This window comes from Verrucomicrobia bacterium CG1_02_43_26 (genome assembly GCA_001872735.1).
In the GTDB taxonomy this organism is placed as follows: Bacteria; Verrucomicrobiota; Verrucomicrobiia; order Opitutales; family CG1-02-43-26; genus CG1-02-43-26.
Map to the genome: position 1 here is coordinate 25,125 of MNWT01000017.1, position 21,435 is coordinate 46,559.

Consider the following 21,435-nt stretch of genomic DNA (forward strand, 5'->3'; position numbering starts at 1 on the left):
AGGTAGTGTACCATTGAAAACGATTCTCTTGCAATTGCGAGAATATTTTACCCAAGCCTTCGTCAAAATCTATCAATAAACCGCTAAGCCATTAAAAATCAAACAGTAATAAAATAAAAAAGATCTCATTTGCCTTCACTCTAGCACGAATTATGCTGTAACCTTTGCTTTTGCGCCAGAAACTCGTATATGTCCATTTCCTCACCAATTCGTTCCTCAGAACCAAGTGTTTCAAAATAAAGCGCAATAATCGAAAATCACCAAGAAATTTAATAAAAAAAACACCCATGATCAATAATAGTAGTAGAAATAATCTCGATTACATAGTTAAGGGAGACGAAAACTACAACCCCAACCTCGAGCAAGCCTTATCCGGAAATTATACATACACAAACTATAACAAAGAAGACAGGGACAAAATTGAGAACTTGGACCTCATCGAACGGGATATAAGCATAATAAACGAGAAATATACTTCCCAACAAGAAACGACCAATACGATACCTAGTATATACGAGCTCCTCTTTAACTTTATCATGGAAGATGGCGAAGGGGACAAAACAGATATCGTACTAAATTTTATTAATCATTTTAATAGCCTCAACAAATTTCGTTTTAACGCAAAGGACTACCAAGGACACAATCCCCTTCACTGGGCTGCCGAAATTAGTTCAAGCGAGGCCTGGATCGCTTTTCGGAATATCCTTGATCAAGCAGAATATCCCGCACCACTCAGCGAGCGAAACCATTTTGAGGAAACCCCTTGGAGCATCGTCTTTCAATCCAAGGATCTCGAGTTCGTAGGAGATGTCCTCTTTGATGAAATCACTCGTAATCCGGACTCCACTATCATCAAAGACCTCATCAAACAGCATGGCAATGATGTTAAGGATTATAAAAACAATATAGAGTTTGTTTTTAAATACATGGAGCACCGCGCTATTTTAGCCGGGGATATATCCGTTATTAAGGAATGTCGCGATGAGGCTTATCAGAAATGGAAATTGCTCAAGGAAAATAAGGAAACCGGCTACGATTACGTTATGAATACTTCTGAATACCAATCTATCCTAAAAGGTTTTCTTGAGTCCCTCGACACAAACATATTTTTACAACACTCCAATAACTCGATAAAAAATCATATCAAAAACGCACTCAACAATCCCAACTATACAGTAGAGGATCCCTTATTATCGAATCTCATCAACTACTTCCGCGAAGAGTATTCATATTCGAAGGAATATAAACTCAATGAGACGAAGCACTCCTACCAAATTAAGTATTTTATGCACACCCCAGAATATCTTTTGTTCTTAAATAAAATCATTAACGGAGGAAATGTCGAGGCACTGAACTTTCTGGATAAAACAAGCAGCCATTACTCGATCAAAGAACTTCTGGAAGACAAACTCGCCGATAAAAGAAAGGTTACATCCTGTATTTGCTCTATATTTAAGCAAAAAGATGCTTATCGGTGCTTTATTGGTCTAGGCTATAGCAAGAATGATATTTTCAAGCTAGCAGAAAAATATATATTCGAGATATCCCAATCGGGTGCGCTGGCAAATACCCTCGATATCTTGATTGCAAACATTGGGCTCAACGGAAAAGAAATTGAGACTTTTCTTTCCACAAGGAATACAAACGGCGAAACACTTTTGTATACTGCGGCGAATGAAGATCATTTAGGTTCAACCCTCAGAGATATTATAAATGTGGGCATTTCAACTAAGCAAATACTTACACTCCTTTCTACACCAGATAAATACGGCAAGACACTGTTTCATACCGCAGCGTATCTTGGGTACCTAATAAAGAACCTCTTCGTGATCAAGCAAGAGGGCTTTTCAATTAAGCAAATACTTATACTCCTTTCCTTGACCAATGATAAAGGCGAGGTATCGTTGCATTACGCAGCATATCATCATAACTTAGGTTTGACCCTCAAAGGAATGAGGCAAGTAGGTATTTCGTCAGAAGAAATATTTACACTCCTTTCCATACAGGGCGATGATGGCTATACATCTCTGCGAACCGCATCGTTTATTGGTTCCTTAGGTCCGACCCTCAGAGATATGAAGCAAGTTGATCTTTCGCCTGAGCAAATCTTTATACTCCTTTCCATCGCAAATAAAGCCGGTAAGACATCTCTGTTTGGACAAGAGAAGAATACTGAAGTAAGTAAGGCATTAGAAGAAATTGGTCTCTCACAGGAGCAAATTAGCCCCCTGTACTCGCAGCAAAAAGGAAATTGAGGTTCAAAACTCTAAGAGATGAGGGATGAGTGCTTTTAGACTGAAGCAACTCACTCCTTTCACACACTCTCGGGCTCACTAATCTCGAACACGCGATGTAGGCGTAATAACTCTATTACGCTAATCACATTGGGCTTCGCCTTTATCAATTGTACCGGGCTACCCGTATCTCTCAACTTCTTTTGCACACCTAACAAAGCGCCTATACCGGAGCTGTCTATAAAATTAACATCCTCAAAATCAATGACGACGTTGCTAATTTTATCATTCCAAATATCCTCCAAACCCTCTTTAAACTCCCCAATCGTGGCCGCTTCAAATCGGTTTTGATGGACTACTATGAGCAACTTCGTATCGCTATCACTCAGGGTAAATTCATAGGGGCTCATAATTTTAATCTATTACAGCGAGTTACTTATGTAAAGAATATTCAGGCTTGAGGGTTTTTATTAAGCTCTGCCCCGTCATCTCTTTTGGGGTATCTAATCCCATTAGCTCAAGGATCGTGGGCGCTATATCCGCCAATCGCCCTTCTTTACGCATCACCGCTTTCTCTAAACTTTTCCCGTAAACAATAAGTTCCACTAAATTTAGGGTATGCTGCGTATGGGGGGAATTTATTTTCGGGTTCCACATCTGGTCCGCATTACCGTGGTCCGCAGTGACAATAGCTGCCCCACCAATCTCATCTATCGCTTTTAGTAAAACGCCCACGCACTCATCCACGACTTCTACAGCTTTGGTAGCCGCTTCCAATGAACCCGTGTGCCCTACCATGTCCGCGTTTGCAAAATTCACTACAATTAACCCGTACTTTTTAGATAAAATCGCTTCTTTGGTCGTGGCACATACCGCATACGCACTCATCTCAGGCTTTTCATCATAAGTGGCCACTTCTTTAGGGCTATCGACCATTTTTCGATCTTCTTTCGGGAAAGGCTCTTCTCTGTAATCGTTAAAGAAAAAGGTCACATGGGGGTGCTTCTCTGTCTCTGCGCACCTAAACTGGGCTACTCCCTTATTGGAAACATATTCCCCAAGTATATTCTTCATTTTGGGAGGCTTCGTAAATAATACTCTATCGCAAAGGCCTTCTTCATAAGAGGTCATCGTCACCATCATAATCTTAGGGAAAATAGCTCGCTCAAATCCCTTAAAATTCTTATCTGTCAGCGCGGTCACCAGTTCCCTAGGCCGATCTCCCCTAAAATTAAAGAAGATCACTACATCGCCGTCGGCTATACTGCCAATAGGTTTTCCAGCATCATCAACTACCCAAGAGGGCTCTATAAACTCATCTCCTTTTTGGGTCTCACTCACAGGGGTTTTATAGGCATGCGCTAGAATCTTTTCCGCGCTTGTATCTTGGTAAATCGCACTAACACCACACATGCAATCATACGCTTTTTGGACTCTATTCCACCGCTTATCCCGATCCATCGCCCAATACCGCCCGCTCACCGTTGCAACCTTACCCACGCCTATCGTCTGACATTGCGCTTCTAATTCTTTTATATAACGTTCCCCACCGGTCGGCGCGGTATCCCGGCCATCCGTAATCGCATGTATGAAAACATCTTTAATCGCTTGGTCTTTTGCGCACTTTAGTAACCCATATAAATGGCGCAACATCGCGTGCACACCGGCATCCGAAACCAGTCCAATAAAGTGCAATCGGCTGTTATTCTTTTTTACATGTTCAAAGGCTTCGTTTAAAACGCTATTTTTACTGATCTCCCCACCCTCAATCGCTTTATCAATGCGCACGATCTCTTGATCCACAATTCTTCCGGCGCCTATATTTTGGTGACCCACTTCACTATTGCCCATTACACCGTCAGGCAACCCTACATCTCGCCCGCAGGCTTTTATCTCCGTTCTAGGCCAATGGCGCGCCAATTCATCATCAACCGGGGTATCGGCCTGGTAAATAGCATTAAAGGGGTTATGCTCGGGATTGTGGTTACTCCCCCAGCCATCTCGAATAATTAACACCACGGGGCGAATGTCTTCCATAACAAAATCTTAGTACTAAACCCAGCCTTGTGACAATCCTGTTATCACAATAAATCCTATATAAAAGATCACCAGCAGTGCCCCTTCTTTACGTGTCACTTCTTTATCCGTCACAAAAAACTTCCAGATCAGGAGCGTTAAAAGAATCATGATAGAGAAATCAACTGCGACCATCCGCATGCTCACCGTTAACGGGTAAAGTGTCGATACCGTACCGCCAATGAACAATATGTTAAACAGGTTAGACCCCACAAGATTCCCCGCGCATATATCACTTTCCTTACGCATAGCCGCCACCACAGAGGTTGCTAATTCCGGTAAACTGGTCCCAACGGCCACAACGGTTAATCCGATAAAGTCTTCGCTTATCCCGGCTCGTCTCGCCGTCTCAATTGATGCGTTTACAAGCAGCTCTGCTCCTAACCATAATGCCACCGCGCCTCCTATTAAGAAAAATACGATCGTACGAACAGACTTCACTTCATGCTCTTTAACTTCGTGCTCAATGCTTTTCTTTACCGATTGTTTTTCCTTTAACGCTTCTTTCGTTATGTAAACAATATAAACAATAAATATTACGAGCAGTACAATCCCCTGCCACCGCTGTATTGTCCCATTAGCAGCAAATGCCATTAATAGAATACTCACGCCCACCAAGATCGGCATTTCCAAACGAATTATCCGGGCATGTATCTGCATGGGCCACATCATCGCTGCTATACCCAAAATAAGCCCGACGTTCGCAATGTTACTTCCCACAATATTACCCACCGCAATCCCAGGGCTCCCTTTATAAGCGCTTATCAGCGAGGTAACCAGTTCTGGCAAACTTGTAGCCATGGCTACAATTGTTAATCCCACAACTAATGGCGCCACATGAAAGCGTAACGCCAAGCTCGTACCCCCACGGCAGAGCCACTCGCCCCCGCCATACAAAAATGCCAAGCCGATTACAATAATCAGCACAAGTAGTAAAATGCTTAACGAGGAATAATCGATCATCCCTAAGAGTCTCTTTTTTTTTCGGGTATCCTGTCAAGTATGTTGATGCTTCCTATAGCAAATCTTCTTTATCCAAAAGCACCCCACAACCATTTTAGTCTTGCCTTTTCATAAGATAAAGCAATGATAGACAATCAATTGTTCCTCTATTTATTGAAAGGCTTAACCTTTTTGCTTGCGCTTACCCCCTAAATCTTCACTTTCACTTGACTTTATACGCTTATTGAAGCATCTTACCCCTGTCTGGTTTTTTAATTTTTCCCTCCACAAACATTTTCCATGTCCGATAATCTCAAAGATACGCTTAACCTCCCTGTAACAGATTTCCCGATGCGGGCAAGTCTTGTTGAACGTGAGCCCAAACGTATTGAACATTGGGATGATACTAAATTATACTACGCTATTCAGGAAAATAACGAAAAGAGGGATAAGGGCACGTTCGTCCTTCATGATGGCCCTCCGTTCACTAACGGTGACATCCACATCGGTACGGCTTCTAATAAAATTTTAAAGGATGTTATCCTGCGCTACAAATCCATGCAGGGCTACAAAACGCCTTACATACCTGGCTGGGACTGCCATGGCCTCCCTATCGAGCACAAGGTAGCTGTCCGTCTCCAAGAGGAAAAAAAGGAGCTCTGCCCGCTCGATCTTCGTAAGGAATGTGCTAAATTTTCCCAAAACTACATCGATATCCAAACCCGCCAATTCAAGCGCCTGGGTGTTCTCGCAGACTGGAAACATGAATACAAAACCATGGATCCCGCCTATGAAGCCGATGTATTAAGAACATTCGCTTCGTTCGTAGAGCATAATCTCGTCTACCGTAGTAAAAAACCGGTCTACTGGTCCATCCCTTGTAAAACCGCCCTCGCCGAATTCGAAATCGAATACAAGGATCATGTGAGTGATTCCGTCTGGGTAAAATTTAATCTCAAGGAGCCTTCTCGCATAGGCTACTCTATTCCCGTTTCCTTAGTTATTTGGACAACTACGCCTTGGACGCTTCCGGCAAACCTCGCAGTCGCCGTTCACCCCGAGCTCGATTATCAGCTCATTACCCACGATGGTACAGAAGCTTTCCTTGTTGCTAAAGATCTTGCAGATACTTTTATTAAAACCTGCAAACTGGAAAACGTCTCCAAGGGTGTTTTACACAAGGGCAAAGACCTCGAAGGTCTCATCACCGCCCATCCTTTCATAGACAGAGAAAGCCCGGTTATCACCGCAGACTATGTTACTACGGAATCCGGCACGGGTTGCGTACACACTGCACCTGGCCACGGATTAGAGGACTATTTAAACGGCATCAACTTTGGCCTCGAGCCTTATTGTCCCGTAGACGATAATGGTAAATATGTTGACGATGGCCAAATTCCGGCAGAACTTGTAGGGGTTGCAGTACTCGCGGGTAATAACAAATGCCCGGCAAACGAGGCTGTTCTTAAACTTTTAACAGAGAATAACGCACTGCTTCATCAGGAAAAGTGTCACCACACTTACCCTTACTGCTGGCGCTCTAAAACGCCAGTCATCTATCGCGCTTTAGACCAATGGTTCGTCTCATTAGATAAATCAAATGTCCGTACCCGCGCGCTAGAGGTTATTGACCAAGTAACATGGATCCCTGATTGGGGCAAAAACCGTATCACCGGTGCCGTCACCAACAGACCCGATTGGTGTATTAGTAGGCAACGTACCTGGGGCGTTCCTATCCCCTGTTTCTACGATGAAGCGGGTAATGCGCTCATGGATTCCAAGGTCATCCTCGCCCTCGCCGATAAAATCGAGAAGGGGGGCACTGATATCTGGTTCTCCAAATCCGCTGAAGAACTCCTTAACGGCATCGATTTACCAAAAGAAATTTTAGATAAAAAACTCACAAAGGGCATGGACACCCTCGACGTTTGGATCGAGTCCGGTTCAAGCCACAGGGCAGTTGTGCAAAAGAACAAAGAGCTTAGCTGGCCCGCTGATCTCTATTTCGAAGGGAGTGACCAACACAGAGGTTGGTTCCAATCCTCTCTACTAACAGGTGTCATCGCAGACAGCGCTGCACCGTTTAAAACAGTCATAACACACGGATTTATAGTCGATGAACAGAAAAAGAAAATCTCAAAAAGTGACGGAAAGCCGCAAACGGCAGATTCCTACATCAACACATATGGCGCCGACGTCATGCGCCTCTGGATTTGCTCAGAGGATTACCGCTCCGACATCCCCTTCTCAGAGCCCATTCTCAAACATATTGTCCAAACCTACCGAACCATCCGCAATACTCTTCGCTTTCAACTTGGCAATCTCTATGACTTCGACCATCCAACCGATGCCATCCCCCTCGAAGACTTAACCTACATTGACAAGTGGGCTCTACACGAAACGGCTGTTCTCATAGAAAAGGTCTCAGAGGCCTACGAAAATTACGAATTCCACCGTGCTTATCAACTCATTAATCGCTTCTGTGCCGTCACCCTTTCTGCCATCTATCACGATATCCTAAAGGATCGTCTCTACACCTACGCACCTAATTGGCCAGAAAGGCGCTCCTCGCAAACCGTTATCTACGAGATCTTTAATGTTCTCGTGCGCTTGCTGGCTCCTATTCTCTCTTTCACTGCAGATGAAGCCTTTTCGTTCTTCACTCATAAGAAGGAATATGGTAAACTATGTATTCATCTAGAAGCTTTTCCCGCAGTCAATGAGGACTGGAAAAATCCGGAAATTGCTGAAGACATCGAAAAACTTTTTAAAATAAGATCTCTCGTTAACGAACACATGGAAGATGCCCGCCAGAAAAAACTACTCGGCCAATCCTTAGACGCTAAGGTGACCTTTAGCGCTTCCAATAGTAATGATTCCTTTAAACTCCTCCAACGCTACATTAAAGAGCTTCCCGAATTTTTTATAGTTTCACAAGCTGAACTCAACCCCACTTCCGCTGATGAATTGACAGTCGCTGTCACTCACGCGGAAGGTGTCAGATGCCCCCGCAGCTGGCGCTGGGTACCATCCCTCGTCAAAGCAGAGGGCTTTGGAGAAGTCTCTCCAAGGTGTAAAGAAGCTTTGGCCTCTAAATACTCACAAAACACAATATCCCCATCATGAGCGCGAAAAAAACGACGAATCAACCTTTAAAGAAAATTGATACAAATATGCCAAAGAAAAACACATCAGATAAAGACGAAGATAAAAAGAAATCTATCGTGCTCGGTGCCAGAAAACGTAAGGGAACTCCCGCCATTTTTAAGGTAAAAGAAAAGAAGCAAAAGCACACACCGGTTGTTTTCTCTCTCGATGAAGTCCACGAGTACATCAAAAAGAACAAGGACTCAAAGGGTGAAGAAAATGAGCAGCCAACAACTGCTAAACCCGCTTTCTCAAAACACACGGTAACCACCAAGAAAACAGTCGACACAACCGAAACAAAAAAGCGTATTCTCGGTGCCGCTTCCCTGTCCGATATCCTCGGATTCAATCCCGCGGATGCAAAAAGCAGGCCCGTTTCTCTCTTCGATGAATCTCGGGTCGATAAGAAATTTTTACCCTACTACAAAGCTTTGCTCGAGTTACGAGACAAAGTAAAAGCGGGTCTTGATCTTCACACCAAAGAAACATTGAAGCGTTCTATGAAGGAAGATTCTGGCGACCTCTCTAGCTTCAATCTGGCTGATGCGGGTACCGATACTTTTGACCGTGACTTTGCCCTGGGCCTCGTTTCCAGTGAACAAGACGTTCTTTATGAAATTGAAGAAGCTATCATCCGCATCATGGACGGTACTTATGGTGTCTGTGAAATCACAAATGAACCCATCGCAAAAGACCGCCTCATGGCCGTACCTTTCACTCGCTACTCCCTTTCAGGTCAAAAACAGCTCGAATCTGTTAAAAAGAAAGCCGTCGATCGCGGTAGTGTCTTCTCAGAAACAACATTAGAGGACTCAGCCCAATATACAGGCGAAGATAACGGTGACTAAATCTTCCCCGACCACACTTTCCACACTATGCCGAATGCAATCATACATTCGGTATTTTGTTGTGGCTGCCTTCGTGCTCGTCTTCGATCTACTCTCAAAGCTCTGGGTACTCGCGAACATACCGGTAAACACCTACTACTACCCGGCTCCCATCCCGGTTATTAAGAAGTTCTTCTATATCGTCCACATCCACAACGAGGGTGCTGTCTGGGGCATATTCTCCGGCTACAGCTTTATTCTTGGCGTCTTTGCCCTGATCACTCTCATTCTTATATTCTTTTTCCGCCATACCATTGGCCTAAAAGCGCCCATGGTCCAATACGCCTTCGGCCTCCTCACCGGCGGCATCATCGGCAACCTCATAGACCGCTTTCAATACGGCTATGTCATAGATTTCATAGACATTCACCTCCCCGGCTACCGCTGGCCCGCTTTTAATATAGCGGACATCGGCATCACCACCGGTGTCACCCTATACCTCCTCTACAGCCTCTACGAAACCTTCCGCTCAAAACAGCAAACAAGCAGCTCCAAACAATAAAAGATCCTTTAGGCTGCGTCTATTTTTTCCAGTTTCTGTTCTCGTTCTTCAGTGACATCTTTCATCGACTCATCTAGTTCACGATGACTGTAATAAAGGATTACATTTGCATCTACTACATACTGAGAAACAACTAAGTCCACATGCTCGTTTACCTGAATATCGATATTTTTGTCAGACATTTTTGTAATCATCGAAGTTAATCTACTCTACCTTTCACTAAGAGCCCTCCGTTGGAAAGCTCTTTTGCTTTTCTCATTGAACCGAACCGCACCAATTATTCATTTCCGTTCAAAAAACGATTTACAACCTCAGAAAAAGCCGCCATCATTTTGGTAATTTTAACCAAGTTATTACCCAATGCTAGCCCAGTTATCCCATTATGGTCGTGCCTCTCTCGGCATATTTGTCCTCATTGCATGCGCTTATTTCTTAAGCCGTGACCGTAAAAACATCAAATGGCGTATCGTCTGGAGCGGGCTTGGCTTTATCATTGTACTAGCATTCCTTATGCTCAAAGTCTCCTGGGCCCAATTCGCAATTAATCAGGTGTCTATGTTCTTTATAAGGCTCATGGAGTTTAGCGATATCGGTGCCGCCTTTGTCTTCGGAGACCTCGTAACAAACACAAAAAGCTACGGCTACATAGTCGCCTTCCATATCCTGCCGAACATCATCTTCTTTGCCGCATTTTCTTCCCTCCTCTACTACTTTAAAATCTTACCTAAAATCGTAAAGGGCTTTGCGTTCCTACTTACACATACCTTCCAGCTCTCCGGTGCGGAATGCCTCGCAGCCGCAGCAAACGTCTTCCTAAGCCAAATAACCGCTCCCCTTCTCATCAAACCTTACCTCGCCACCATGAGCCGTTCGGAAATGTTCTGCGTCATGACAAGTGGTATGGCCACGATCTCCGGTACCGTCATGATCGCTTTCATTGGCATCTTAGGCGGTGAAGACCCCGTTGCCCGCCTTCAATTTGCAAATAACCTCCTCATCGTCTCCATTCTTTCCGCCCCAGCGGCTCTCGTCATCGCCCACATCATGATTCCCAAACATGGCCCCGTTGATAAAGATGTCGAAATTCATTACGAGGATATGGGCGCAAATGTAGTTGATGCTTTTTCCAAGGGGACAGACGAAGGTCTACGAGTAGCCCTCATTATCGGAGCTATTCTAATCTCTTTCACAGCCCTCATTTCCCTCTGTAACTGGGCTCTGGCAGATGGCGTTGGCGCGCTTCTGGGCATAAATCCGTTAATCGCCAAACTCACAGGCGGCTTTTATGATGCCTTTACTCTTCAATTTGTCTTCGGTATCCTCTTTGCCCCCTTTGCCTGGGTCATCGGCGTGCCCACACCAGATCTCCTCTACGTTGGCCAATTACTGGGAGAGAAAGTTGTTCTAAACGAAATTGTTGCCTACATCAGCCTAGGAAACGGTCTCAGAACGGGTCAGATAACAGATCCTCATTCTATTACCTTAGCCAGTTATGCGCTTTGCAGCTTTGCCAACTTCACCTCTATGGGGGTTCAAATCTGTGGCTTCGGCGCGCTTGCCGCTAACCAACGCAGCACAGTCTCTCGGCTGGCCTTCTTGGCTGTTATCAGTGGTAACCTCGCTTGTTTCTTAAGCTCAACGATCGCAGGCGCGTTAACTTTTTAGTTATTAATGGCGGAAGGGGAGGGATTCGAACCCCCGGAGCCTTTCAGCTCAGCGGTTTTCAAGACCGCCGCGATCGGCCACTCTGCCACCCTTCCGTGCACAAAATAACGTATCCAAACTTTATGGCACCCCCAGCGCCAAATGTCCAGTCCTTTTCTTAAACTCCGGGCAATTAATTTTAAGGGCTACTCTGAGCCCTTGAAGTAATCCCCATGCTGCTCATCGTGCTTGCGCTGCTTCTCTTCCGAGAATCCCGTCTGGAACAGATCATCGATGATATCGTCCGAATCCACTTTGAAATTCCCGTAAAATTCAGACTTCTCCAAAAAGATTTTCAAGCAACTTGCCAGCTCAGAACACTTTTTATAAAAAGCCTCCATCTGGGCAACATTCCCAATAAGCCCCTCTCCTATCTTCCTGTCAAAAATCTGTATCAACCGCACAACCACTTGCGGGTGCGTGTCATTAATAAAAGTAAATAACTCTTGTATCTTAATGCGGTATTGGTTTTTTCCCCGCAAACCACGTTTCTTCTCCGCATCATAACGGGTATCCATAATGATTTTCGCACGTCGACTAGAAACCATTTTCCTAAACGCTCGTATCTTCCCATCACTATCTAAATACGCTAAATAGGCATCGGGTGGCCCAGGGTATTCGTCTTCTTCGACATCAAACCAATAAGCTTTTCTAACCCGCTTCTTATAATCTTTGGGTTTAGCTTCTAACTCCGGCTCACTTGTCCCCCCACGCGGGAAAAAGGGTACAATTGTATTCCCTCTTGCCTTTTTTCTTATCTCTCTTGCCCGATCCATTTGCTTAAAAAGTCCAATTTAATATTAATATCTATGGATATCTTACAATTTAATACCCTCCATGTCAAGATATTAGCCGAGAGGAGCTCCCTAATTAATAATGGACCAAGACAACTTAATTGATTTGTTCAGTCAATTAAGTTGCCCCGTCCCATATAATTTTTTGCTCATTCCAACCGTCATATAAAAAAACACCAAAAGTCAATCCGCGATCACTCTTTCTTTTCATTTACCTCCAACAATTTCAAGATAAACTTCCCTAACCCTTGCACCCCTCTTGCGAGTGTTTCATCTGTCAAACCGTAATATTTTCCCTTATAACGCATGTAAGAGTGCAATAGCACATACAGCCGTTTAGCGAGATCTTCTTCTTCAAGATTGGCCAGTATTTTTTTAAATAACTCATCATATGCCACAATACCAGATGCTACAATCATCTCACACACCTTCTTTTTGATAATCTGCTCTTCTTTTTCATCCAATTTTTCTTGCTGCTGCAGCTCGTACCCAAACGACTCGGCTAAACCACCAAAAACGATCGGCCAATTATCTTTTAACTCGAAGAATTTTTCCAAATCACTAAATGTGACCAAAAAATCCCCCCAATACCAATTCTCCCTCAAGTCAATCATCCAATACGAAAGTGCTTTTTGAAGATTTTCACCTCTTTCCCCCAAATTATTATTATACTGCACGATATAGTGATAAGCCAGTCCAGATGCCGCTTTAGGGAAACCCAGCTTCCTAGCCAAACATAACAAGTCATAGGCTTCCGATTCACTCTTCCTGTTCTCTTTGTCATCCTCATCATTATTTAATAGATGAACCCCCCAATAATAATAACCAGCTTCGCTATCTTTTTGCTTTGCGCACTTTATCCAATAAAGCGCGCTATCTTCCTTCTCCTCTCGATACAAATATTCAGCCCACCGTATCATCGCGGCTGAATGGCCACCCCTGGCCGCAATCTTGATCAAAGTCATCGCCCTATCGATGAATGAGATCTTTAATTCTTTGGAAACAAATTTGTGAGACTTGAGAGCGAGATACAACTTTCCCAAAAGATAACACATCTCCGCGCTCTTTCGTTTCTGCAACTGCTCTAAAAATGTCTCGTATGTTTTCAGAGTTTCAATCCAATACTCACCAAAAACATGATCTGCTTTACTAATAGCAACCAATAACAATGCTTCAAAAAAACGCGCCTCATCTTTCTTCTCACATTTTTCCAATGCTTTTTTCAAATGGCCTTCAATAGCCAAAAGCTTTTTGCTCGGTTCCACGGTACACCAAAAATCCTGAATCAATTTTTTCTCTTCAGATCCCGGCAATAACCAAGATAGCGACAACCACTGTGGCGCAAATTCATAAGCACCCCTGAGTACGTATGTATTCGTTATCCCTATAGCAACTCCTAAACGAAGAGCCGCATTACTTAAAGTCTTGATCGCCATGAGATTAATCTCTCCTTCTTTTAAAACACAATAGGCGTAAAACAATATCTTACACCCGTTCATCTCCAGATCTTTTAAAATATCCTCATTATAATGCTCACTCTTTACGTAGAGCTCAAGTATGTCTATTTCGTATTCTTTAAAGTCTGTTGAACCCTTTAATCCCAACACCTTGATGGTATTTTGATTAACTTCCCTGTTATAAATTGATTCCTCCAAAGAGTAATTTTGCTTAGAAGCAAAAATCTCACCCAGCGGTTTTCGTCCTGTTGAAATCTCAGAAATTTTTCGCTTTCCTAAAACTTTGTTTTGTTTGGAATCATTTTTATCTTCAAGACGATTACTGCAATTGAAGCAATTTTCCCCTTCTGTTTTAACTATACTATACATCGTTTGGGTTATTGGGTTACAATGCTTCGTAACTTGTAATTCTTCAGAAGATACGTCAAACCAAAAACAAAATAATTAAAAAATATCCATAACAATTAAATCATATCCTAACTGCAAATAGTTGCATATTATCTATTTATATGAAAACCGAATGATAGGCGTTTTAACACAACCACACTTCAAAATAACTCATCCTAAGAACGACAATTCAACCGCGCACTACGAATAACTGAACCGGAATTATAATTTTAAAAAGCCATAACGATGACGGCCTCTCTCAAAAGTCTGTCAAACCTCACAAAAATCTGGTATACTGCTGCGACAATGATATTCTCAGAAGACAATATATGCATGAATTTAATAGACCTCAGTAACTCCAGACGGATCGGCGCAAATTCTTTTTATATCGAGATCGGCCCTTTCAAGCTCTTGGTTGATGCCGGCATAGATCCTAAGGAAAACGGTTTTGCCGCCATGCCAGACTTTTCTTTAGTTGAGGATTATTCCTTAGACTATATCATCCTTACACACTGCCACCTAGACCACCTGGGCGCTCTACCTGTTATTCTCCGCAAGCAACCTCAAGCCCAAATCCTCGCCAGCCATGCGTCAACTATTCTGGCTCCCCGCATGCTCAAAAACTCCTACAATGTCATGACAAAGATCAAGGAGGAGCTCAATGTCCCGGAATACCCACTCTACTACCCTTCTGAGATCGAAAAATTAAAGGAGCATTTTCTCCCTATGCCTTTCTCGCTAAAAAAGGAATTTATAAAGAATGGGAGTTCAATCAATATCACTTTTCACCCCGCAGGCCATATAGCTGGTGCTGTAGGGGTCGAACTGCAATACAAGCATAGAAAAATATTCTTCACCGGCGATGTTCTTTTCCAAGACCAGCTCACGCTCCCGGGTGCCAAATTCCCGGATGGCCCGTTCGATACACTCATATTGGAAACCACGCGTGGCTCGACACAACGCGAATCTCTTTCTAATCGCGAAACAGAAACAAATCGCCTTATCGAGACCATTAACCATGCCCTCAGCAGAGGCGGCTCCTGCCTTATCCCTGCTTTTGCTCTGGGGCGTATGCAAGAGCTCTTTGCTATTTTGGAAAAGGCTCGATCTGATAAAAAATTATCAGCCTGCCCGATTTATAGCTCCGGCTTGGGCATGGATCTCGTGGACTACTTGGATTCTTTATCTAAAAAGAATTTTGGCCCTCACTTCCGTCGCAAAACGGTTCACAACTTAAAGGTAAGGCCTCTTCCGCGGAAAATTCGTGCAGGTCAAGATGTTCCGCCAGGAATATATATTCTTAGCAGTGGCATGGTCATCCCCAAGACACCTTCTTATTACGTTGCAGCAGCCATGCTGGAGCACCACCATAACAGTATTTGCTTTGTAGGCTACTGTGATCCCGATACCGCGGGAGGGAAACTGCTCAAAGCTCAACAGGGTGATGCTTTCCTCTTTGATGACATGGATTACGTTGCCCCCGTAAGAGCACATATCCATTCTTTTGACCTCAGTGGCCATGCAGACAGAGATGAACTTCTCAACTATGCTCAAAAGGTCTCACCGCGCGCCATTGTCCTCACTCACGGCGAAGAATCTTCCCGCCTTTGGTTTGACCAAGAGCTCGCTCTCCTGATGCCGGAAACCAAAGTCATAGACCCAGCACCTGGGGTTCTGTACCAAGTCTAGTCAATACTTGCGCTTATCGCTTTTTCCGCAAAACAAGCCTATTGCTGTTACCTTCTCGTATATAGTTCACGGAATCCAGATATTGTTTCAAAAAGTATACCCCTAAGCCTCCTACCGGCCTATCTTCAATCTCAGCTTCTATATTAGGCACGGGCGCGTCTTTCAAGGGATCAAAGGGTTTTCCTGTATCAGAAATCACCACAATAATTTCCTGGTCGGTCCAATCCAATATCACATCGATCGTATGGAGATCTTTGTCTTCAAATCCATATAAAATGATGTTTGTGATGATCTCATCCATGCACAGATTGAGCTCGAATATTGCTTTCGAATCAATATTAGCCTTCTCTTGAAAGACTTCCAAGTCGCTTGCAAGCTTCTCTAGGGATTTTAGGCTATTGGGGTAGGTGAATTTCATCAATTATAGGTCAAAGATAATAACTTATATCACAGAAAACATATTTCAACTAAAGAATAATCATCTTCAAAAGGTTCTTTCTGCTGGGCGTCTTGGGAGAACTTCACCATTGATTTTACTTTAGACAATCCTTTTATAGGCGGTTCTACAAGCGCCGCCGCATAATCATCTACCGTAATGGTTTCCTTTTGTCCAGGGGGGGTAACTTCATAAACACCATCGCTAAAAACATACAATTTGTCGTTCGGTTCAATTTCTATCGAGGCTTGAGGAAAGGGCGCACCAGGCATCCCGCCGATAACAATACCATGCGTCATCAAATGTTTGATTTCAGTACCTTTGGCTCGAACTAAAATCGATGGGGGATGCCCCCCTGAGGCATATTCTAAAATCCTTGTCGTTCGGTTATATATACCGTACCACAGCGTAAAATACATCTGGTTTTGCTTATCCATGTCAAACGCTTCATTCAAACCGCTTAAAACAGAAGTGGGTTTCAAAAAGTCAACTCCGCGAAGGCTTTCTGAGCGCAACACATTCATCGCCGACACAGAAAGCAGCGAAGCGCCCACGCCATGCCCACACACATCCAGCAAATAAATAGCGAAATGCTCATCGTCCAACCAATGATAGCCAAAGGCATCTCCTCCTAAATCGGTCGAGGGGGTATATACCCAGTCCGTCTTCAAATGCTCGCTATCTATTTTAGCCGGTAATAATGATTTAATATACCGCTCTGCCTCAGCCAGTTCAGACTTCAAGGCTTCCTGGCTAGCCACCAAAGCACTATACGCCTCATTCCGCTGCAATAAATTAATATAAGCACGCGAGTGATACCGTATACGAGCCAACACTTCCAATTTATCTGGTAACTTCACCATGTAGTCATTTGCGCCTAGCGCAAAGGCCTCAGACTTAACATCCGCTTCCTCGCGAGATGACAATACAATCATCGGCACTTCCTTGGTCACCGGGTTTGCCCTAAAAAACTTCACCATCGTCAACCCATCAATATCCGGCATCAGCAAGTCCTGCAATATCACCGTTGGGCGTATCTCTTCCGCGACTTTAAGGGCTTCGGTCGGTTTATCGCAAAAATGAAATTTAATATCAGGCTGATCCGATAACATATTGCGTACAGCTTGCCCAAACAATGCCTGATCATCAACCATCAACACCGTTATCGTATGCTCGCCGGTCGTTACCTTACGAACAGAATCTTCAACTGCATGAAATGGAATTCTAGTTAGCGTCATTCATCTCTTATAATTAATAACAAACATAGCATAAATTAGTCATAATATCAACTCCTTCACTGCTTTTATAAAACTATCATCGCGAAAACTACTCTTCGTCAAGTAGAGGTTCACACCGGACTTCAGCCCTTTCTGGTAGTCTTCTTCACGGTCTTTATAAGATATCATGATAACGGGTATGTTCTTATATTCAGGATCATCGCGCATCAATGAAACAAACTCATAACCATTCATGCGAGGCATATCAACATCTGTAACCACGAGGTTAAATTTCCCTAATCGCAATGTATTCCAACCGTCTACGCCATCTTGGGCCACTTCTACTACAAACCCGGCTTGCTCTAAAATCTGACGCTCCGTTTCTCGAACGGTCGCTGAGTCATCCACCACTAATACTTTTTTCACGCCGGAAGTGTCTGCTTTTTTTGACTTCAGTGGCGTGCCCAACTTCCCCTTAGATAAAAGCTTGTCGATATTATTAATCAAATCGTCTATATCCATGATCAACACAGGGCCTCCATCCTCCGTCAACGCCGCAGCACTCACACAAGGAACTTTACCCAACCTTCTATCTAGGGGCCTTACTGCCAAATCCGTCTCCCCCAGAAATTGATCCACTATAATAGCATACAGCAAATCATCTTTTCCGATGAGCACAACTGGTATATTGCCTTCACTGGGAATAACCGACTCCAGTCCAAGTACTTCTCGAGCAGATACCACTCCTATATTCTGATCCCCTAAATGAAAATATTGATGGTTCTCCATCGCCAAAATCTGATCATGCTGTATCCGTAGCGTACGGTCAATACGGCTCAGCGGAATGGCATAACACTCCCCATCAATCCCAATCAATAATGTCCTAATCACAGACCGTGTAATCGGCATGCGGAGCATTATAGAGGTCCCATTCCCTAACTCAGATTTTATCTTAGCTGTCCCACCCAATTCTTGCATTAAATTGTTCACAACATCCAGGCCAACCCCGCGTCCTGAAATTTCGGTCACTTTCTCAGCAGAAGAAAAACCGGGCAAAAACAAAAACTCCATCACCTCATCCTGGGTCAGCGTCTCTGCCATTTCTGGGGTCACAAGTCCTTTATCAAGAATTCTTTTTCTAATCTTCTCAGCATCAATACCATGCCCGTCATCTCTGATCTCTACGAGCAGCATACCCGCATTATGTCTAGCTTCTATCTGAATCGTTGCTACCTCGGGTTTGTCCGTCTTTGCGCGCTCTGCCGGGCTCTCTATCCCGTGATCGCAGGCGTTCCTGAGCATGTGGTTGATCGGAGACTCAAGTTTCTCTAAAATTTCCCTGTCCACGGGTGTCCGCTCGCCTATCAACTCAAAGCGTATTTTTTTACCCAATAAACGGCTCGTATCCCGAACCAGCCTCGGGAATGCGTGTGCGCGATCCACAAATGGCCTCATCCGGCTAAAGAGCACTTCATGGTATAAGTGATTTGTTCTTCCGGTATAATCCTTCAGGAGGGAATCATACCCATCAAGCTGATCCCGAATAATTCCTCTATATTTTTCAACGTTATCATGTATAGTCTTAAAGGAATGCAGCAATAAATTAGCATCACTTTGCGCATAATAGCTCTCTAGCGAATTATTAATAATCAGGCTCAAATTATTCTGAAATTGTTTCAACTTCAACAAGCCGTCCCTAAAACCGCTAAGTCTTTTCACTTCTATCATAGACTCTGCCGCCAGAGCCATAATCTTATTCAGGCTCTTCGCGGAAACGCGTATCGGAAAATCATAATCTGTTCCTTGTAACGAATTTTTCCTAAAGGGGTTAGGCGTTGGCATCCTTGCCTTCTGTACTTGAGCGGAACGGCCCGAAAAAACGCCTTTAGGTGCAGGTGGAACAATCGGTTTCGGTTTTTCGGAAATTTCTGTTATAGAGGGCTCAGTTTCTAGCGCTGAAAGCGTGCTTTCTATCTCGTCTAGTATATCATTTGCTGCTTTTAAAAAATTAGGGTCCAAGGGCTTTTCTTTATTCTGAGCCGCTAATAATGCGATTAACCGCTTTGCGTTCTCCGCAGTCGCTTCTTGATTAACAATCCCCGCAAGATTAACCATGGCCTCCACAGAGGGGCGTATCGCATCTATTCCTTTTGCCAGTGCGGTGGGTATCTCTTGAATATTTACAAGCGTTTCTCTTATCTTCTTAACCCGTGAACGGGTTTCACTTTTAAACATCCCCATAACACCGCTTTGGGGCTTCGCTGTAATCGTTTCGGGTTGCTCTGTTTGGACGATTTGATTAGCGGCAGTCGTCTTTCCTTTTGCTATTCTGGCTTTAATTTCATTTTGCAATGATACTAATTCGTCCATACGCCCAATCGGCCATTTCGTCAACTCAGATTCAGCTAGCTTGGGTATCTCGAGTAACATATCCACCGCGGCAAGCAACATATCAATATCTTGGCTTGCTGGCTCAGTCTCACCTTTCTGTACAGATACAAAAAAGTCCTCCATCGCATGCGCCAGGTGTTTGGCATTATCCATTCCAAAAATACCGGCTGCCCCTTTCATAGAATGCGCCGCTCGCATTAAGCCTTTCACAAGCGCCTCATCAGAGAAATTATTTTCCCAGTTCAACAGGCCATCCTGAAGGGCAGACAGGTGTGTATCCACTTCCTGACGAAATATTTGAAACATTGAAGGATCGCTCGCATTGTCTTCACTCATAGATAATTCTTTTGCAAGGAAAGTACTAACAGTTCTTCATCCAGTAACCCCATAGGTCGCTCTTTATATTCAAAAATACCTCGGGTAAACGCAGCTAGGGTTTTTGTCAACGTAACGGGATTAGGCGCAAGTTGTTTCGCATTATATTGTACAACACCAAAAACTTCATCAACCGGGGTCACGAAATCTTCACCTTCATGCCCAAAGACAAGCGCACGCGGGTATTGCCGGTAATTAATAGACTGCATAGGCTTCACGTCGCTGAGTCTCTCTAATCCTAAAAGGGCGGATAGGGATACGGCTATATGTAATTCGCCTCGCACGTTTGTAATTCCAAGTAACACGTTGTTGCTTCGGTGTGGCAATGTGTGAATAGATTTTCTTTCTGTGATTTCAATAACTGCGCTCATCGGCAGTGCCAACCACTCCGCTTCTATTCTAAAGGCAAACACTGGGGTCGATTTCTGATACTCCTCAACAACTGCATGCCGAAATACTTCTGTCCACTCTTTAGTGTAACCTTCAGGGGGAGGCCTGTCTAAAAGGGTTCTACCGGATGAATGATAAACAGGGCAATTCAAGCAATGTTCCACTGTATCTAACTCCGCACACGTACGATTCCCCCAGACTCCTATCCTGCTCCAGCAGCGGTTCGGTTCTTCACCTGTTTGCCTTGGGCTGGGTGATCTATTCTTAGGATTCGGCATAGGGTTAAATGTTATCGTGTCTTCTCGTCTTGTTTAGTAAAATTAATGGGTAGTAGATTCTTCTTCATCCTGAAAAAGCGATCTTCTCGTCTCTTCGCTTAACAAACTATGTATGTCTACATACTGTATATAGTCGTTGTCTACTTTCACAATAGATCCTAAATAAAGCGCATCCTTAGATGCAGCAACACCGGGATCTTCAAAGTCCTTCGGATCAACTTCCAGGTTATCCGTCATTTTTTCAGCCAATAGACCAATCATATCGTTCTTCTTATGCGGGTCTTTTAGTTTAGCAATGATAATACGCGTACTTAATACGCGTTTCGCAAACTCACCCGTTGTCATTTTACATAGGTCTATTAAGGGAACCACGTGCCCGTGATAATCAAAGATTCCTAAAATATAATCCGGTGTCTTAGGCAGCTCACGCGTCTCTACCATAGGGATAATCTCAAGAATATCATCGGTAGATATCCCGTATTTGTATTTTCCCATCTGAAAGAGCACGAGTAACATATTTTCTTTGAAA

The 21,435-nt window shown here is 43.8% G+C and carries 18 protein-coding genes and 1 tRNA gene; 6 read left to right on the plus strand and 13 right to left on the minus strand.

What is annotated here, in order from left to right:
- Window positions 1-91: 91 nt before the first annotated feature.
- A complete protein-coding gene (locus AUJ82_06640; protein OIO59227.1) occupies window positions 92-289 on the minus strand; it encodes a hypothetical protein in 198 nt (65 codons plus the stop codon).
- On the opposite strand from AUJ82_06640, the gene AUJ82_06645 reads away from it, so the two are divergent.
- The gene (locus tag AUJ82_06645) at window positions 288-2,255 is read left to right on the plus strand and encodes a hypothetical protein (protein OIO59228.1); all 1,968 of its coding nucleotides are present in this window, start codon (window positions 288-290) and stop codon (window positions 2,253-2,255) included. The genes AUJ82_06640 and AUJ82_06645 overlap by 2 nt on opposite strands.
- 59 nt (window positions 2,256-2,314) lie before the next feature.
- Here AUJ82_06645 and AUJ82_06650 read toward each other — a convergent pair whose 3' ends face one another.
- Genes AUJ82_06650 through AUJ82_06660 form a run of 3 tightly spaced genes read right to left on the minus strand, consistent with a single transcriptional unit; the run spans window position 2,315 to window position 5,273 of the window.
- Window positions 2,315-2,644, minus strand: coding sequence for a hypothetical protein (locus tag AUJ82_06650; protein ID OIO59229.1), 330 nt, complete (start codon window positions 2,642-2,644; stop codon window positions 2,315-2,317).
- 22 nt (window positions 2,645-2,666) lie between these two features.
- Window positions 2,667-4,271 (minus strand): phosphoglycerate mutase (2,3-diphosphoglycerate-independent), encoded by a 1,605-nt coding sequence (locus AUJ82_06655; GenBank protein OIO59230.1) that lies wholly within the window; start codon window positions 4,269-4,271, stop codon window positions 2,667-2,669.
- A gap of 15 nt (window positions 4,272-4,286) precedes the next feature.
- Window positions 4,287-5,273 carry a hypothetical protein gene (locus AUJ82_06660; GenBank protein ID OIO59231.1) on the minus strand — a complete coding sequence of 329 codons (987 nt, stop codon included), beginning with the start codon at window positions 5,271-5,273 and terminating at the stop codon, window positions 4,287-4,289.
- Window positions 5,274-5,552: 279 nt separating this feature from the next.
- Here AUJ82_06660 and AUJ82_06665 point away from each other — a divergent pair, with 279 nt between their 5' ends.
- The 3 genes from AUJ82_06665 to AUJ82_06675 are packed head-to-tail and all read left to right on the plus strand — an operon-like array spanning window position 5,553 to window position 9,788.
- Window positions 5,553-8,378: an isoleucine--tRNA ligase gene (locus AUJ82_06665; GenBank protein OIO59232.1), complete on the plus strand. Its 2,826-nt coding sequence runs from the start codon at window positions 5,553-5,555 to the stop codon at window positions 8,376-8,378.
- Window positions 8,375-9,247 (plus strand): hypothetical protein, encoded by an 873-nt coding sequence (locus AUJ82_06670; GenBank protein OIO59233.1) that lies wholly within the window; start codon window positions 8,375-8,377, stop codon window positions 9,245-9,247. Before AUJ82_06665 ends, AUJ82_06670 begins: the two co-directional genes overlap by 4 nt.
- Before the next feature lie 34 nt (window positions 9,248-9,281).
- Entirely contained in the window at window positions 9,282-9,788 is a 507-nt protein-coding gene (locus tag AUJ82_06675) for a signal peptidase II (GenBank protein OIO59234.1), read from the plus strand.
- Between the two features lie 8 nt (window positions 9,789-9,796).
- On the opposite strand, the gene AUJ82_06680 is transcribed toward AUJ82_06675, so the two are convergent.
- Window positions 9,797-9,982 (minus strand): hypothetical protein, encoded by a 186-nt coding sequence (locus tag AUJ82_06680; protein OIO59235.1) that lies wholly within the window; start codon window positions 9,980-9,982, stop codon window positions 9,797-9,799.
- Between the two features lie 166 nt (window positions 9,983-10,148).
- On the opposite strand from AUJ82_06680, the gene AUJ82_06685 reads away from it, so the two are divergent.
- Window positions 10,149-11,453 (plus strand): hypothetical protein, encoded by a 1,305-nt coding sequence (locus tag AUJ82_06685; GenBank protein ID OIO59236.1) that lies wholly within the window; start codon window positions 10,149-10,151, stop codon window positions 11,451-11,453.
- 7 nt (window positions 11,454-11,460) lie between these two features.
- Here AUJ82_06685 and AUJ82_06690 read toward each other — a convergent pair.
- The 3 genes from AUJ82_06690 to AUJ82_06700 all read right to left on the minus strand — a co-directional run bounded on the left by AUJ82_06690 (window position 11,461) and on the right by AUJ82_06700 (window position 14,112).
- Window positions 11,461-11,548: transfer RNA gene (locus AUJ82_06690), tRNA-Ser, on the minus strand.
- A gap of 90 nt (window positions 11,549-11,638) precedes the next feature.
- Window positions 11,639-12,268 (minus strand): hypothetical protein, encoded by a 630-nt coding sequence (locus tag AUJ82_06695; protein OIO59237.1) that lies wholly within the window; start codon window positions 12,266-12,268, stop codon window positions 11,639-11,641.
- A gap of 212 nt (window positions 12,269-12,480) precedes the next feature.
- Window positions 12,481-14,112 (minus strand): hypothetical protein, encoded by a 1,632-nt coding sequence (locus tag AUJ82_06700; GenBank protein ID OIO59238.1) that lies wholly within the window; start codon window positions 14,110-14,112, stop codon window positions 12,481-12,483.
- 351 nt (window positions 14,113-14,463) lie between these two features.
- Between AUJ82_06700 and AUJ82_06705 the strand changes: the two genes are divergently transcribed.
- Window positions 14,464-15,819 (plus strand): MBL fold metallo-hydrolase, encoded by a 1,356-nt coding sequence (locus AUJ82_06705; GenBank protein OIO59244.1) that lies wholly within the window; start codon window positions 14,464-14,466, stop codon window positions 15,817-15,819.
- A gap of 13 nt (window positions 15,820-15,832) precedes the next feature.
- Here AUJ82_06705 and AUJ82_06710 read toward each other — a convergent pair whose 3' ends face one another.
- From AUJ82_06710 to AUJ82_06730, 5 genes are all read right to left on the minus strand, one after another.
- On the minus strand, window positions 15,833-16,237 hold the full coding sequence (locus AUJ82_06710; protein ID OIO59239.1) for a hypothetical protein: 405 nt from the start codon (window positions 16,235-16,237) through the stop codon (window positions 15,833-15,835).
- Window positions 16,238-16,266: 29 nt separating this feature from the next.
- On the minus strand, window positions 16,267-17,409 hold the full coding sequence (locus AUJ82_06715) for a response regulator (GenBank protein OIO59245.1): 1,143 nt from the start codon (window positions 17,407-17,409) through the stop codon (window positions 16,267-16,269).
- 123 nt (window positions 17,410-17,532) lie between these two features.
- Window positions 17,533-20,169, minus strand: a complete 2,637-nt coding sequence (locus AUJ82_06720; protein ID OIO59246.1) for a hypothetical protein — start codon at window positions 20,167-20,169, stop codon at window positions 17,533-17,535.
- Between the two features lie 26 nt (window positions 20,170-20,195).
- Window positions 20,196-20,906 (minus strand): hypothetical protein, encoded by a 711-nt coding sequence (locus AUJ82_06725; protein OIO59240.1) that lies wholly within the window; start codon window positions 20,904-20,906, stop codon window positions 20,196-20,198.
- 42 nt (window positions 20,907-20,948) lie between these two features.
- On the minus strand, window positions 20,949-21,422 hold the full coding sequence (locus tag AUJ82_06730) for a hypothetical protein (protein ID OIO59241.1): 474 nt from the start codon (window positions 21,420-21,422) through the stop codon (window positions 20,949-20,951).
- Between the last annotated feature and the right edge of the window lie 13 nt (window positions 21,423-21,435).

What these genes read in the sequence shown, in the direction of transcription:
- AUJ82_06645 (OIO59228.1), top strand. Translation starts at nt 288, where the DNA reads ATGATCAATAATAGTAGTAGAAATAATCTCGATTACATAGTTAAGGGA.
- AUJ82_06640 (OIO59227.1), bottom strand. Translation starts at nt 289, where the DNA reads ATGGGTGTTTTTTTTATTAAATTTCTTGGTGATTTTCGATTATTGCGC.
- AUJ82_06650 (OIO59229.1), bottom strand. Translation starts at nt 2,644, where the DNA reads ATGAGCCCCTATGAATTTACCCTGAGTGATAGCGATACGAAGTTGCTC.
- AUJ82_06655 (OIO59230.1), bottom strand. Translation starts at nt 4,271, where the DNA reads ATGGAAGACATTCGCCCCGTGGTGTTAATTATTCGAGATGGCTGGGGG.
- AUJ82_06660 (OIO59231.1), bottom strand. Translation starts at nt 5,273, where the DNA reads ATGATCGATTATTCCTCGTTAAGCATTTTACTACTTGTGCTGATTATT.
- AUJ82_06665 (OIO59232.1), top strand. Translation starts at nt 5,553, where the DNA reads ATGTCCGATAATCTCAAAGATACGCTTAACCTCCCTGTAACAGATTTC.
- AUJ82_06670 (OIO59233.1), top strand. Translation starts at nt 8,375, where the DNA reads ATGAGCGCGAAAAAAACGACGAATCAACCTTTAAAGAAAATTGATACA.
- AUJ82_06675 (OIO59234.1), top strand. Translation starts at nt 9,282, where the DNA reads ATGCAATCATACATTCGGTATTTTGTTGTGGCTGCCTTCGTGCTCGTC.
- AUJ82_06680 (OIO59235.1), bottom strand. Translation starts at nt 9,982, where the DNA reads ATGATTACAAAAATGTCTGACAAAAATATCGATATTCAGGTAAACGAG.
- AUJ82_06685 (OIO59236.1), top strand. Translation starts at nt 10,149, where the DNA reads ATGCTAGCCCAGTTATCCCATTATGGTCGTGCCTCTCTCGGCATATTT.
- AUJ82_06695 (OIO59237.1), bottom strand. Translation starts at nt 12,268, where the DNA reads ATGGATCGGGCAAGAGAGATAAGAAAAAAGGCAAGAGGGAATACAATT.
- AUJ82_06700 (OIO59238.1), bottom strand. Translation starts at nt 14,112, where the DNA reads ATGTATAGTATAGTTAAAACAGAAGGGGAAAATTGCTTCAATTGCAGT.
- AUJ82_06705 (OIO59244.1), top strand. Translation starts at nt 14,464, where the DNA reads ATGAATTTAATAGACCTCAGTAACTCCAGACGGATCGGCGCAAATTCT.
- AUJ82_06710 (OIO59239.1), bottom strand. Translation starts at nt 16,237, where the DNA reads ATGAAATTCACCTACCCCAATAGCCTAAAATCCCTAGAGAAGCTTGCA.
- AUJ82_06715 (OIO59245.1), bottom strand. Translation starts at nt 17,409, where the DNA reads ATGGTTGATGATCAGGCATTGTTTGGGCAAGCTGTACGCAATATGTTA.
- AUJ82_06720 (OIO59246.1), bottom strand. Translation starts at nt 20,169, where the DNA reads ATGTTTCAAATATTTCGTCAGGAAGTGGATACACACCTGTCTGCCCTT.
- AUJ82_06725 (OIO59240.1), bottom strand. Translation starts at nt 20,906, where the DNA reads ATGCCGAATCCTAAGAATAGATCACCCAGCCCAAGGCAAACAGGTGAA.
- AUJ82_06730 (OIO59241.1), bottom strand. Translation starts at nt 21,422, where the DNA reads ATGTTACTCGTGCTCTTTCAGATGGGAAAATACAAATACGGGATATCT.